This is a genomic window from Pseudomonas sp. 43mfcvi1.1 (genome assembly GCF_900115935.1).
Classification (GTDB): Bacteria; Pseudomonadota; Gammaproteobacteria; order Pseudomonadales; family Pseudomonadaceae; genus Aquipseudomonas; species Aquipseudomonas bijieensis.
Genome location: NZ_UETT01000016.1, coordinates 74,612 through 87,556 on the forward strand (window position 1 = coordinate 74,612; position 12,945 = coordinate 87,556).

The following is a 12,945-nucleotide window of genomic DNA, read 5'->3' on the forward strand; positions in this document are numbered from 1 at the left end:
CCATGTCCGACACTCCCGCGCACCTTCACCACAGCGCCGCAGCGCTCAGCGGCGACATGGCGACTGAATACACCTGTCCCATGCACCCGGAAATACGCCAACCCGGCCCCGGTACCTGCCCCAAGTGCGGCATGACGCTGGAGGCGGTGATGCCCGCGCTGGAAGAAGAGGACAATCCAGAACTCAAGGATTTCACCCGCCGCTTCTGGTGGTCCCTGCCGTTGACGGTGATCGTCACCGTGCTCGCCATGGCGGGGCACGCCTTGTCGCTGTTCCACGGTGTCACGCAAAATTTCGTCGAGTTTTTTCTGGCCACGCCAGTGGTCCTGTGGGCAGGCTGGCCGTTTTTTGTGCGGGGAGTGGCCTCTGTTCGCCAGCGCAGCCCGAACATGTGGACCCTGATTGGCCTGGGCACTGCGGCGGCCTATCTCTACAGTGTCGCCGCCACGTTTTGGCCTGGAGGATTTCCCGCCACGTTCATGCAAGAGGGGCGTATCGGCGTCTACTTTGAAGCCGCCGCGGTGATCATCTCCCTCACATTGCTGGGGCAGATGCTGGAGCTCAAGGCTCGCTCACAGACGTCGGCCGCCATCAAGTCGCTGCTGGGGCTGTCACCCAAGACCGCGCGCCGGATCAATGCCGATGGCCAGGAGCAAGACATCCCCCTGAGCCACGTCCATCGGGGTGACCACCTGAGGATCAGGCCCGGTGAGAAGGTCCCGGTCGATGGTACGGTGCTCGAAGGCGAAAGTGCCGTTGACGAGTCGATGCTCACCGGCGAGCCGGTTCCGGTGATCAAACGCGCCGGGGACAGCCTGATCGGGGCCACGATCAACACCCACGGCAGCTTGGTGATGACGGCCCAGAAGGTCGGTGCCGAGACCGTCCTGGCGCAGATTGTTCAGATGGTCGCCCGGGCCCAACGCTCGAAAGCACCGATGCAGCGCATGGCCGACGTGATCGCTGGTTATTTCGTCATGGGCGTGATTGCCATCGCCGTACTGACCTTTTTCGGCTGGGGGCTGTTGGGTCCCGAACCTGGCTGGGTCTTCGGGTTGATCAATGCCGTCGCCGTGCTGATCATCGCCTGCCCCTGTGCGTTGGGGCTCGCAACCCCCATGTCGATCATGGTGTCCACCGGCAAGGCGGCCAGCCTGGGCGTGCTTTTCCGGGACGCCAGCGCCATCGAGAACTTATGCAGGATCGACACGCTGATCGTCGACAAGACCGGCACCCTGACCGAAGGGCGCCCGGCTTTTCACAGCGTAAAAGCCACCCAGGGCTTCGACGGCCGCCAAGTGCTGCTGTTGGCCGCCAGCCTCGACCAGGGCAGCGAGCATCCCCTGGCCCACGCCATCGTCGATCACGCCCGATCCGAGCATCTTGAACTGATCAAGCCGGCTTCATTTGAATCCGCCAGTGGCATCGGTGTCAGTGGCCGGGTGGACGGCAAACTGGTCCACTTGGGCAATACCGCGCTGATGAATGCCGTCAGCATCAGCGTTTATCCATTGCAGCAACAGGCCGAGCAGCTACGCGCCCAAGGCATCAGCATTATCTACATGGCGATCGACGGCGTGCTGGCGGGGCTACTGGCCGTCTCGGACCCGATCAAGCCGACCTCCAGGGAAGCGGTCAACCGCCTCAAGGCTCACGACATAAAAATCATCATGGCCACCGGCGACGGCCTCACCACTGCACGCGCCGTGGCCATGGAGATGGGCATTGAAGAGGTCCATGGCGAAGTCAAACCCGAGGACAAAGAGCGCCTGGTGGCGGACCTGCAACGCGATGGCCGCCAGGTCGCGATGGCGGGTGACGGGATAAACGACGCACCGGCCCTGGCTCGGGCGAACGTAGGCATTGCAATGGGGACAGGCACGGACGTCGCGATGAACAGCGCCCAACTGACCTTGGTAAAAGGCGATTTGATGGGGATCTTGCGAGCCCGCACCCTTTCGGTGGCAACCGTCAGGAACATGCGCCAGAACCTCGGCTTTGCCTTCCTCTACAACTCGATGGGTATTCCGTTGGCTGCCGGCCTGCTGTACCCCCTGACCGGTCACTTGCTCTCGCCCATGATTGCCGCCATCGCCATGAGCGTAAGTTCGGCATCGGTGGTGTTCAATGCCTTGAGGTTGCGTAACACGCCAGCACAATAATCCGGCGCACATAAAAAACAGGCGCCACCAGGGCGCCTGACCGTCTCAAAACCAAAGGAGAACAAACGAGACGGTAATCAGCCGCCCTTCGGACAGTTATCACCCAGGAGCCTGTATTCCACGGTGTTGAGCTTGCCGTTCGAATCTTCGTAAGTCATACGCGACGGTCCGACACCACAGCCTTTAATGGCCGGTGTAATGCTCAGCACTTTTTTTACATCGAGTTTCATGCCGTATTCGTAATGAACGATTTCGGCGACGGCTTTGCCGTTTTCGGCGGCGAATTGGGCCATGGCTTGTTGATTGTTCTGGATCATCCGGCCATAAACCCGGTCACCTCCTCCTTCCGCCAAGGCAAGGGAAGAAAGGGACAGGATCGAAACGGCGAGCAAGGCATCAAGGGTTTTCATAGGGAACTCCGGCAGTCATTTGTCAGGCAAACCATAACGACTGGCGCCTTTCACGACGCTGGCGGGGACGTTACCGATTGGTCAGGTTCGTGATAGGTAACCGACCATCAGTCCCCACTCACAAACTGAACACGCAGCCCCATTCCCCGTATAATCGCGCCTTTTCCCAAAGGCACCCCGTCCGTGGCCAACAAACGCTATAGCTGCATCGGTCTGTTCAACCCCAAGTCACCGGAAAACGTCGGTTCGGTCATGCGTGCCGCCGGCTGCTACGGCGTGGCGTCGGTGTTCTACACCGGCAAGCGCTATGAGCGTGCCGCCGACTTCGTCACCGACACCAAGAAAGTCCACTACGACATCCCGCTGATCGGTATCGACGACCTGAAGAAGATCCTGCCCCTGGGTTGCGTACCGGTGGCCGTGGAACTGGTGGAGGGCGCTCGTCCACTGCCCGAATACACCCACCCGGACCGGGCGTTGTACATCTTCGGTCCCGAGGACGGTTCACTGGATAAAGACATTCGCGATTGGTGCGAGGACGTGGTGTACATCCCCACCACCGGCTGCATGAACCTGGCCGCCACGGTCAACGTCGTGCTGTATGACCGCATGGCCAAAGGCAACAACACCCGTTCGGGGCCGCAATTCCGCTGACCGGCGCTAAATCCAATTGAACAAGGCAATCGCTCGGGCAGTCAGTTTTATACCAACCCCCACACCGGAGACAGATCATGAGCGATAACAACCCGTTCGAGCCGATTGAGACCACCCCTTTCCAATCTCATCCGCCGCAAAACGTACATGGTTGGGAACGCATTGGCTCACTGGCCGGCGGTGTCCTGATGATGGGCAAGGGCTTGCGTCGTGGCGGTGTGATCGGCCTGGCCCAACTGGCGATCGGCGGCATGGCGCTGGCGCGGGGGATCACCGGGCATTGTTCGGCCAAGGCCTTGCTGGAAAAGAACCGTCAGAACCTCAGCGACGCCCGCGCCCGCATCGAGCAGGCCGGCGACGAGCTGAGCCGCCTGAAGGCCAATGCCGAGGCGGCGACCGGTACGGCTACGGTGACGGGGAATGATTCGCTGGTTTCACCCAAAGTTGGGCTTTGATTTTTTGCGGTGGGGCTGATGGCCCCATCGCGGGCAAGCCTTGCTCCCACAGGATCGAGTCGTATCCAATAGCTCATCCGGCGAAGATTCAGTGTGGGAGCAAGGCTTGCCCGCGATAGCGATATTACTGAAGTAACTTGGTATCCAGCACTGCAGAGTTCCCACCCAGGACACTTTCACTGAGCTGCACAAACTCCTGGGTATCAACTGTTTCCAGCCGCATCGCCCCCTGCAACACATCATCCAGCGAACGCTTGTTACGGGTTTTCAAGCGAATCTCGCGGTCCAGCTCCTGTAGCAGCAATACCGCCTTGGCCACCGTCGCGGTGCCGACCCGCTCACCGCGCAAGGTGGTGACGCCTTTGCTGTCGCGGGCGAGGCGGTCATTGAGGGCCTGATAGCGCTCATCACTCAGGCCGCCAGCGCGGCGCAGCAGTTCGACGGCGTAGTACTCGGTCAGTCCCTCGCTGATCCAATCGCTGCGATCATGGTCGTTGATACGCGCCAGCGCCTGCACCAATTCGCGCAACAACGGGCTGCTGCCCCGCTCGCTGACCAGCGGTGGACGGCTGTGCAGGTAAATCGAGTCGTGCCCGGCCTGGGCACCACGCCACAACGGATCACCGGCACCGACAATCAGCAACTTGGCAGGATGGCGCGGCACCAGCGCCTGCACCTGCGGCCAGACAAAAGTCAGTAGCGTCAGCACATCCATCCGGCGCATGCCCTGGCCTCGGGGCGAGGCCACTGTCACTTCGGTTTCGCCCAGGCGTGTGCGCCGGCTCCCCAGTTTGCCGGCGAGCATCCAGCCGGTGGGACGGTCGAACAGGCGCGAGGGGTTGTCGATGCGAAAGCGTTGCTTGCCGATGCGTGGCCAGGGAGTCTCTATGCTTTTCCAGCCATCGGGCAATTCAACTTCGAGACGGGCCACCAATTCGACGCCGTCCTGCTGATCGAGTTTGGCCGACGGCACCAGATCGTCGCCGCGCAACAACGCCCACGTCGGGGTCATGCGGGTTTCGAAGGTCGCGCTCTTGCGCGCATGGCTGATGCGTACGCGGTAGCTCAGGCTGGCCTTGTCGGCGGCCGGGCGCCAGACGCCACGCGCCTCATTGCCGGGGGTGAGCTGCCATTGGCCGTCGGCCTTGAAATCGCTGTAGCGGCTGCCGTCGCCGAGGTCGAAATCCAGGCTGCGCACCGCCGAACCCCGGGCCAGGGTCAGGCGCACCTCAGCCTGATCGCTCTGCGGCAGCAGGTGCACGTGATAATCCAGATCGACTTTCTGCGCCGCCCACAGCGGCCCGCACATTACCAGCAGCCCGACTGCCAGCATCCGTTTCAATCCTGCCGCCATGGGGTCTCCCTGAGGGTGCGATGCCCGGCGGTTCAGCCGGCGCGGAAAATCAGATGATCTTCCCAATCTTCTTCCGGCACACTGCCTTCGGCCAGCATACGCCCGGACTGGGAAATGCGTTCGTGGTGCACGGCATCGCGATCACCGCAGACCAGGTGGTGCCACAACGGCAAGTCCTTGCCTTCGCTGACCAGCCGATAACCGCAGGTCGGCGGCAGCCATTTGAACTCATCGGCCTTGCCCGGCGTGAGCTGGATGCAATCGGGCACGAACTCACGGCGGTTGGGGTAGTCGCTGCACTGGCAGGTTTTCAGGTCCAGCAGTTTGCAGGCGATACGCGTGTAATAGACGCTGTTGTCGTCTTCGTCTTCGAGTTTTTGCAGGCAGCACAGGCCACAGCCGTCGCACAGCGATTCCCACTCCTGCGGATCGAGCTGATCGAGGGTTTTGCGTATCCAGAACGGTTCGACTTTGGCGGCCATGGCTCGAGCATCAACATCAGGTGGTGAAAAGGCCGACAGTCTAGTGCCGGGGCCTCTTCAGGCCAAGCGTTGGCGACTGTCGGTAAACTGGGGGCTTGTCAGGCTCGGCTCCGGGACGTAGGTTGCTTTATCCACTTTCCCTACCCCTTCAAGGTAATCCCATGAGCGCCAATCCCCGCATCGCCGATTACGCTATCCACCCTCAGTTCATCGAACGCTGGTCGCCTCGTGCCTTTACCGGCGAGAGCATTGCAGAAGAAACCCTGCTGGGCTTTTTCGAAGCCGCCCGCTGGGCACCGTCGGCCTACAACTCGCAGCCGTGGCGCTTCCTGTATGCGCGCCGCGATACGCCGAACTGGGAGCGGTTCCTGGGCCTGCTCAATGAATTCAACCGCGGCTGGGCCCAACACGCCTCGGCATTGGTGATCGTCGTTTCGAAAACCACCTTCGCCGTGCCCGGCGCCACTGAAGAAACCCCAGCACAGAGCCACACCTTCGACACGGGCGCGGCCTGGGGCCACCTGGCGCTGCAAGCCAGCCTCAGCGGCTGGCACACCCACGGCATGGCCGGTTTCGACCAGGAGCTGACTCGCAAGGAACTGAAGATCCCGCAAGGCTATGACCTGCACGCCGCCGTGGCGATCGGCAAGCTGGGGGACAAATCGACACTGGCTGAGTACCTCCAGGCCCGTGAAGTCCCAAGCTCGCGCCGGCCGTTGAGCGAACTGGTGGCGGAAGGCGATTTCAGCCTGTAACCCCAATTTTGTGACCGCTGAAGATCAACTGTGGGAGCGGGCTTGCTCGCGAAAGCGAAATGTCAGTCAACATAATTGTTGAATGTATCGGCCCCTTCGCGAGCAAGCCCGCTCCCACAAGTTGATTGGGGCAGTGTCAGTAGCCCCGGGTGAAATCCACTTCCCCGCGTAACGCTTCGCCGGCCTGATAGGCCCGCAGGTTTTCCAGGAACAACTGCACCATCATCGTCGGCGAGGTCGGTGCCGAGCTATGCCCGGTCAACAATAGCCCCCAGGCGGTCCAGAATGGATGGCGCTGCGGCAGCGGCTCCTGGCGGCATACGTCGATCACCGCACCGGCCAGGTGCCCTTCCTTCAAGGCTTGCACCAGATCCGCATCCACTACCGCCACGCCGCGTCCGACATTGATGAACAGCCCGGTTGGCTTGAATTGCTTGAACAGCGCCGCGTCGTATACATCATGAGTGTTGGGCGTGTTGGGCAGCAGGTTGATGACGTAGTCCACTTCGCCCACCAAGCGCGGCAGATCCTGCAGTGCCCCGACTTCGATGAACGGCGCCAGCTCCCGGGCTTCGCTGGCAATGCCGTACAGCTGCACGCCAAACGGCACCAGGAACTGCGCCACGCGCTGGCCGATATCGCCGGTGCCGACGATCAGCACCTTGCGCCCGGCCAGGCCTTGCCCCTGGCGGTTGTCCCACTTGCGCTCGACCTGGCTGACCAACCGCGCCAGTACCTCGCGCTCATGGCCGAGCATGTAGGTGAGCACATACTCAGCCATCACCTGGCCGAAAATGCCTACCGCGCGGGTCAGGCGGTAATTGCGCGTCAAGCCCTCGGCCAACAGCGGCGTGATACCTGCCCAGGTCGATTGCAGCCAACGGGGTTTATGGCCTTGACGCAGCAGAGTGGCCAGCAGATCAGGCTGGCCGAGCCAGACCGGACAATCGGTGGCCAGTCGCGACAATTCGGCGGAATCGCCGCTGGTCAGCACTTCAATATCGGGTGCCGCCTGGCGCAGAAGCTGGGCATACACCGTGCGATCGTGTTCGGCAATCAGAACGCGCATGAATCAAACCTTTCAAAAACAGTGCAGACGACCGCCGACAGAGTGTCGCTCCATCCATGCGATCGTCGTCAATAAACCATTCCAGTGTGTTTCAAGAGGCCCCCAGAACAGGCACCTCCGATTACCGTCAGACCGGGTCGTTGCGGCGCAACAACTCTTCGGGTAAATGCTCGATGTACTCGTCTTCGGCCGGTGGCATCTGCAAGTGATAGCCCTGGGTGTCGAGGTTTTCCAGCACCTTGTTGATGTCTTCCCGGGACAGCTCCCGTTCGGGGCTCAGCACCAGGTCGAAGGCGTGGATAGCCTTGCCAAAGGCAGCCATCAGGGGCTCCGGCACACGCTTCAAGGCATCGCTCTTGAGCACATACAGGTACATCTCGTTTTTCTTCGAGCTTCGGTAGATGGAACAGATACGTTTCAAGGCTGTTCTCCGGCAGTGGCCAGGCTGTCGAGCAGCGCCTGGCCCATCAATTCGCGGCGCCAGCCACGCAGCGAATCGGGCAATTGGTAAGGGCCCTCGGGAAAGCCGCTCTTGATCAGCGCTTCGAGGGTTTTCTTGCGTAGCATCAACTCCGGGGCGATCCCCAGGCGCTCGGCTTCAGCCTGCCCCAGCGCCTTTAGACGCTTGACCAGCGCCGACGCCTCGATGGGCAACGGCTCGGCCACGGCCGGTGGCCATTGCTCGGGCGGCACGCTGGCGGCGCGCTGGATCAGGTCCAGCAGAAACTGGCCGTCCTGGCGCACGGTGCGCGGGTGCATGTCTTCAATTTTCGCCAGCGCGCCGAGGTTATCCGGCTGGGTGCGGGCCAGGGGCCACAGCGAATGCTCGCGAATGATGCGATTGCGCGGCAGGTCACGGGCCCGCGCCTCGCGTTCGCGCCAGGCGCACAGCTCGCGCAGCACGGCCAATTGGGCGCGGGACAGTTTCCAGGCGAGCTTGGCCTCGCGGTAGACCTCGTACGGGTCGACTTCGCGACGCAGGTTGGCCACCAGTTCGGCACCATCCTCCAGGACCCAACTGTATTTTTCGTCGGAAAGCTTCGGGCGCAGCTGTACGAAAACTTCTGCCAGATGCACGGCATCCTCTGCCGCGTAGCTGATCTGCGTCTCGGATAGCGGCCGTTGCAACCAGTCGGAACGGGTCTCGCCCTTGGGCAGCTCGATACCCAGCACTTCCTGCACCAGCCGCGAATAGCCCATGGAGAAACCCAGGTTCAGGTAAGCGGCAGCCAGTTGAGTATCGAACAGCGGCGCAGGCAGGCTGCCAGTCAAGCGCAGCAGCACTTCAAGATCTTCGCTGCAGGCGTGCAACACCTTGAGCACCGCCGGGTTTTCCAGCAGCGCGGCCAAGGGTTGCCAATTGTCGATGGTCAAGGGGTCGATGAGGTAGGCACGCTTGCCGTCGCCGATCTGCAATAAACCGGCAATAGGATAAAAGGTGTCGACCCGCATGAATTCGGTGTCGAGGGCGACGAATGGCAACTGCTGCCACTCGGCGCAAAACTGACCGAGGCTATCGTTGTCGCGAATCCAGTGAATATCGATGGCCACACGGCTCTCCCTTGAAGAATGGCGCGCAGTATATATCGCCGCCGGCGATTGCGAGCATCCATAGAGCAGCAGCCTAAGAGAAATCGCCTGCGAAAAAGCAAGAATAGTCCTACATCAGGACTTAACCGGTCTTACGCAGTACATAAACACGCGTCAGCGCAAAACCGGGCAGGAAATCCTGATACCAGAGCACGCTAAAACCGGCCTGGCGAAACTCGGCTTCGACATCGGCCTTGTCGGCCAGGCTTCGTTGCGGCGCCTGGCCAATCTTGAGACGCCCTTCGATTTGCAGCGAAACGATGACCGTATCGCGACTGACCCGATGAAATTCGCGCAACAGCGCCAGGCGATGTTCGCTGGCGCTGACATGACGGAACAGTTGCAGACAACAAATACAATCCACCGCGTTGGCCGACAGCCCGATGGTGAACGCCGAACTCGGGAAGGTCTTGACCCGCTGGAGCAACGCGCCGCCATGGTGAGTGAGCGCGTGTTCGAGCATGTCCGGCGACGGGTCCGCCGCCAGGATCACCCGGTTGGCGTGCTCGGCCAGCACCGGCCAGAACCGCCCCGCCCCACAGGCCACATCCAGCACCAACCCAGGCTCACCCGCCACTTTCAGGGCGTTGCGCACCATTTGCTCGTCGCGCCAGAACGCCAGGCGCAACCGCCGAGGCGCCGGCTGGCAGCAGATCTGCGCATGTTCCTGGTCATGCTGCCTGGCGAACTCAAGCTCGACGGTGGAAGGGGGTAGCCTGGACATACAAACGGCTCTTGGAAAAGATTGGATGACAGGTTAATCAACGCCGCGTGAAAAAAAGGTCCAGGCCATCACTCCCGCGCCAGGACACCGTCGATCACCGCGCCGCGACAGTTGGCGAACAGGTCCAGGTCCCGGTTGTAGACCTGGCTGTTGACTTCCAGCAACCCGAGCATCGAGTGAAACAGGTTGTCCTGGCTCAGGGGCTTTTCCCGGCTCAGTTGCAGGCAATGGGTATCGACCGAGAAAGACTTCTGATAACTGTCGGAGAACCAGGCGAGCATCGCCACATGCTTTTGTTGCTCCGGGGCGAGCATGTAGGGCGTGCCGTGGAGAAACAGGTTGTATTCGCCCAGGGACTCGCCGTGGTCCGACAGGTACAGCATGGCCGTGTCGACCTTGTCCTGGTTGGCCCGCAGCAGATCGATCAGGGTCGACAGCACATGATCGGTATACACCAGCGTGTTGTCGTAGCCGTTGACGATGCTTTCGCGACTGCAATTGTTCAGCGCGTTGCTTTCACACACCGGGGTGAAATGTTCGTACTCCTTGGGATAGCGCTTGAAATACTCCGGCCCATGGCTACCCATTTGGTGCAGCACCAGCACCGTGTCTTTGTCGAGCGTGTCGATGAAATGCTGCAACCCCTGGAGCAGGATCTCGTCGCGGCACTCACTGTTGGCGCACAGGTCCGGGTCCTTGAGATTGCTGACATCCTGCAACGTGACCCGATCGCAAGTGCCCTTGCAACCGGACTGGTTATCCCGCCAGATCACCTCCAGCCCGGCGCGCTTGAGCACATCCAACAGGCCTTCTTCATTTCTGGCCTTGCTGGCGTCGTAGTTCTTGCGCCCCATGTTGGAAAACATGCAGGGCACCGACACGGCGGTTTCAGTGCCGCAGGAATGCACGTCGGTGAAGGCGATCAACCCGGCCTCTTTATCCAGTGTCGGCGTGGTATCACGGTTATAGCCGAGGATGCCGAAGTTCTCGGCCCGGGCGCTCTCGCCCACCACCAATACGGTCAGGGATTTGCGGCCATGGGTTTGCCAGGCCGGGTTGCGACTGGCGTCCTCGCCCAGCGTGATGAATGGCTGCTTGGCCGACGCGACCTGCTCACGCAAGTACCCGAGCGAAGCACCGATGTAGTTGCTCGGCACCACCATCAAGCGCAACTCGTGGTGGTTGCGAAACAACGAAGACAGGCCTTGGTAGTTGGCCAGGGCAACCATGCCTATCACCGCAGCCGAGGCCACGCCGACCACCAACTTACTTATTAACTCTTTAGGCCAGCGACGATAGTTGATCGGTGTCTTGAACAACAACCAACAAGGCACCACGCCCAATAACCCGAGGTAGATAAACAACTTCAGCGACAATAGGTCGCGGACTTCCGTGGCATTGGTTTCAGCAAAGTTGCGAAACATGCCGGCGTCGATCAATACGCCGTACTGGGCCATGAAATAGGCCACGCCGGCGCTGATCATGAACAGCAGCATCAACACCGGCTTGAGCAGTGGACGGAAAGCCACGAGCGTCAACACCAGGTTGAACGCGCAGAAGATCATCACGCCGAACGCCACGCACATCAGCAGGCCGCGGGCGTCAGCCGTCGTGATCGCCAGCAAGTGTTGCCAGAGGACGAGGTTGAAGCCCACTAATAAAAAGGCACTGGCGGCCAGCGTCACCCACTCGGGGCGCACGGCTTTAATGGTCAGCATGATGGTTGACGGCTTCCTGAAAGTTGCTCTTTTAAAAAGAAATGCCGTAGGAAATGTGAAAAATTCATTTCCTACGGCAACACAAACTTTAGGTAGCTCACCATCAATTTTTCGTGAAAAAGTTGCTACTAAATAATTATTTAAGAAACAGGCGGCCAGCCGTTTTCAAGCCTGATTCAGGTACCAGCGCCAATCCTGCTCCCCGACTTCCCCCATGAATTGACGGTACTCGGCGCGCTTGACCGCCAGATAAACGCCAAGAAATTCAGCGCCAAATGCTTCCCGCGCCCAGGCCGACGCTTCGAGGGCATGCAGGGTGGTGAGCCAGTCGGTGGGCAACAGCTCAGTCGCCTGGGCATAGCCGTTGCCTTCGACAGGTTCCCCAGGGTCGCACTGCTCACGTATGCCGCGATGAATGCCGGCCAGTATCGCCGCCGCAGCCAGGTAAGGGTTGGCATCGGCACCGCAGATGCGATGCTCGATGTGCCGCGAGAATGCCGGGCCGCCCGGCACTCTCAGGCTCACGGTGCGGTTGTCCACGCCCCAGGTCGCCGCCAGCGGTGCATAGCTGTTGCTTTGGAATCGCCGGTAGGAGTTGGCGTTCGGACAAAACATCAACAGCGAATCGAGCAAGGTGTCGAGCATCCCGCCCACCGCCTGGCGCAACAGCGGCGTGCCGTCGCCAGCCTCACTGGCGAACAGGTTGTGGCCATCGCGGTCCGCCAGGCTGACATGCATGTGCATGCCGGAGCCCGCCAGGTGATCGAACGGCTTGGCCATGAAGCACGCCTGCATGCCATGCTTGTGGGCCACCCCCTTGACCAGTCGCTTGTAACGCACCGCCTCGTCCATGGCTTGCAACGCATCGCTGCGGTGTTCGAGGGTGATTTCCACTTGCCCCGGTGCGTATTCGGAAATGGCGGTCCGGGCTGGAATGCCTTGCAGCTTGCACGCAGCGTACAGGTCGGCCAGGAACGGCTCGATCTGTTCCAGCTCGCGCAAACCGTAGACCTGGGTAGCGCGCGGTCGACCGCCGTCGGCGTCCGGCGCCGGCTGTGGTCGGCCTTGGCTGTCGCGTTGCGTGTCCAGCAGATAAAACTCCAGCTCCGCCGCCATAACCGGGTAATAACCGTCGGCCTGCAAGGCCTCTATCACCCGGCTGAGCAGATAACGCGGATCGGCGATGGCCGCCGGCATTCCCTCCTGGGGATGCATGCCAACCTGCACGGCAGCCGTGGGAATCGACCGCCACGGCATGCGCTGCAAGCTGCCGCTGATGGGATAGGCACGACAATCGATGTCACCGACGTCCCACACCAGCCCGGAATTTTCCACATCGTCGCCATTGATGGTCAGCCCGAGAATCGTACTGGGCAGCGGCCGGCCACTTTCAAAGACCGCCAGCAACTCGTCCCGGTGCAACAACTTGCCCCGGGGCACGCCGTTGTTGTCGAGAATGAACAGCTCGAACAGTTCAATATCGGGGTTCTGGGCAAGGAACGCCTGGGCGTGCTCTACGGGTGCGAAAGAAATCTTGGCAAGGCTCATGAGAAGGCTCGTATTTCCATGTCG

At 61.0% G+C, this 12,945-nt stretch carries 13 protein-coding genes; 4 read left to right on the top strand and 9 right to left on the bottom strand.

Annotated elements, in window-relative coordinates; genetic code table 11:
* Positions 1-2 precede the first annotated feature (2 nt).
* Entirely contained in the window at positions 3-2,162 is a 2,160-nt protein-coding gene (locus tag DTP52_RS25635; protein WP_109755856.1) for a copper-translocating P-type ATPase, read from the top strand.
* A 77-nt stretch (positions 2,163-2,239) separates the two neighbouring features.
* On the opposite strand, the gene DTP52_RS25640 is transcribed toward DTP52_RS25635, so the two are convergent.
* Positions 2,240-2,572 carry a DUF2790 domain-containing protein gene (locus DTP52_RS25640; protein ID WP_109755857.1) on the bottom strand — a complete coding sequence of 111 codons (333 nt, stop codon included), beginning with the start codon at positions 2,570-2,572 and terminating at the stop codon, positions 2,240-2,242.
* 183 nt (positions 2,573-2,755) lie between these two features.
* Here DTP52_RS25640 and DTP52_RS25645 point away from each other — a divergent pair, with 183 nt between their 5' ends.
* A complete protein-coding gene (locus tag DTP52_RS25645) occupies positions 2,756-3,226 on the top strand; it encodes an RNA methyltransferase (RefSeq protein WP_003198862.1) in 471 nt (156 codons plus the stop codon).
* Positions 3,227-3,303: 77 nt separating this feature from the next.
* Complete coding sequence (locus DTP52_RS25650; protein ID WP_109755858.1) at positions 3,304-3,681, top strand: DUF2892 domain-containing protein; 378 nt, start codon at positions 3,304-3,306, stop codon at positions 3,679-3,681.
* A 124-nt stretch (positions 3,682-3,805) separates the two neighbouring features.
* Here DTP52_RS25650 and DTP52_RS25655 read toward each other — a convergent pair whose 3' ends face one another.
* Positions 3,806-5,035 (bottom strand): hypothetical protein, encoded by a 1,230-nt coding sequence (locus DTP52_RS25655; protein ID WP_109755859.1) that lies wholly within the window; start codon positions 5,033-5,035, stop codon positions 3,806-3,808.
* A 32-nt stretch (positions 5,036-5,067) separates the two neighbouring features.
* Positions 5,068-5,517, bottom strand: a complete 450-nt coding sequence (locus tag DTP52_RS25660; protein WP_109755860.1) for a YcgN family cysteine cluster protein — start codon at positions 5,515-5,517, stop codon at positions 5,068-5,070.
* Positions 5,518-5,678: 161 nt separating this feature from the next.
* Here DTP52_RS25660 and DTP52_RS25665 point away from each other — a divergent pair, with 161 nt between their 5' ends.
* Positions 5,679-6,272, top strand: coding sequence for a nitroreductase family protein (locus DTP52_RS25665; protein ID WP_109755861.1), 594 nt, complete (start codon positions 5,679-5,681; stop codon positions 6,270-6,272).
* Between the two features lie 136 nt (positions 6,273-6,408).
* Here DTP52_RS25665 and DTP52_RS25670 read toward each other — a convergent pair whose 3' ends face one another.
* The 6 genes from DTP52_RS25670 to DTP52_RS25695 all read right to left on the bottom strand — a co-directional run bounded on the left by DTP52_RS25670 (position 6,409) and on the right by DTP52_RS25695 (position 12,921).
* Positions 6,409-7,341, bottom strand: a complete 933-nt coding sequence (locus DTP52_RS25670; RefSeq protein ID WP_109755862.1) for a D-2-hydroxyacid dehydrogenase — start codon at positions 7,339-7,341, stop codon at positions 6,409-6,411.
* Between the two features lie 127 nt (positions 7,342-7,468).
* Positions 7,469-7,762 (bottom strand): YcgL domain-containing protein, encoded by a 294-nt coding sequence (locus tag DTP52_RS25675; RefSeq protein WP_053120094.1) that lies wholly within the window; start codon positions 7,760-7,762, stop codon positions 7,469-7,471.
* Positions 7,759-8,892 carry a ribonuclease D gene (rnd, locus tag DTP52_RS25680; RefSeq protein ID WP_109755863.1) on the bottom strand — a complete coding sequence of 378 codons (1,134 nt, stop codon included), beginning with the start codon at positions 8,890-8,892 and terminating at the stop codon, positions 7,759-7,761. The genes DTP52_RS25675 and rnd overlap by 4 nt, the downstream gene beginning before the upstream one ends.
* A gap of 121 nt (positions 8,893-9,013) precedes the next feature.
* On the bottom strand, positions 9,014-9,655 hold the full coding sequence (locus DTP52_RS25685; RefSeq protein ID WP_109755864.1) for a class I SAM-dependent methyltransferase: 642 nt from the start codon (positions 9,653-9,655) through the stop codon (positions 9,014-9,016).
* Positions 9,656-9,723: 68 nt separating this feature from the next.
* Positions 9,724-11,373 carry a phosphoethanolamine transferase gene (locus DTP52_RS25690; protein ID WP_109755865.1) on the bottom strand — a complete coding sequence of 550 codons (1,650 nt, stop codon included), beginning with the start codon at positions 11,371-11,373 and terminating at the stop codon, positions 9,724-9,726.
* A gap of 165 nt (positions 11,374-11,538) precedes the next feature.
* Positions 11,539-12,921 carry a glutamine synthetase family protein gene (locus tag DTP52_RS25695; protein WP_109755866.1) on the bottom strand — a complete coding sequence of 461 codons (1,383 nt, stop codon included), beginning with the start codon at positions 12,919-12,921 and terminating at the stop codon, positions 11,539-11,541.
* Between the last annotated feature and the right edge of the window lie 24 nt (positions 12,922-12,945).

Coding starts and splice junctions, on each gene's coding strand:
- DTP52_RS25670 (WP_109755862.1), bottom strand. CDS start 7,341: ATGCGCGTTCTGATTGCCGAACACGATCGCACGGTGTATGCCCAGCTT.
- DTP52_RS25665 (WP_109755861.1), top strand. CDS start 5,679: ATGAGCGCCAATCCCCGCATCGCCGATTACGCTATCCACCCTCAGTTC.
- DTP52_RS25655 (WP_109755859.1), bottom strand. CDS start 5,035: ATGGCGGCAGGATTGAAACGGATGCTGGCAGTCGGGCTGCTGGTAATG.
- DTP52_RS25635 (WP_109755856.1), top strand. CDS start 3: ATGTCCGACACTCCCGCGCACCTTCACCACAGCGCCGCAGCGCTCAGC.
- DTP52_RS25695 (WP_109755866.1), bottom strand. CDS start 12,921: ATGAGCCTTGCCAAGATTTCTTTCGCACCCGTAGAGCACGCCCAGGCG.
- DTP52_RS25690 (WP_109755865.1), bottom strand. CDS start 11,373: ATGCTGACCATTAAAGCCGTGCGCCCCGAGTGGGTGACGCTGGCCGCC.
- DTP52_RS25685 (WP_109755864.1), bottom strand. CDS start 9,655: ATGTCCAGGCTACCCCCTTCCACCGTCGAGCTTGAGTTCGCCAGGCAG.
- DTP52_RS25650 (WP_109755858.1), top strand. CDS start 3,304: ATGAGCGATAACAACCCGTTCGAGCCGATTGAGACCACCCCTTTCCAA.
- DTP52_RS25640 (WP_109755857.1), bottom strand. CDS start 2,572: ATGAAAACCCTTGATGCCTTGCTCGCCGTTTCGATCCTGTCCCTTTCT.
- DTP52_RS25660 (WP_109755860.1), bottom strand. CDS start 5,517: ATGGCCGCCAAAGTCGAACCGTTCTGGATACGCAAAACCCTCGATCAG.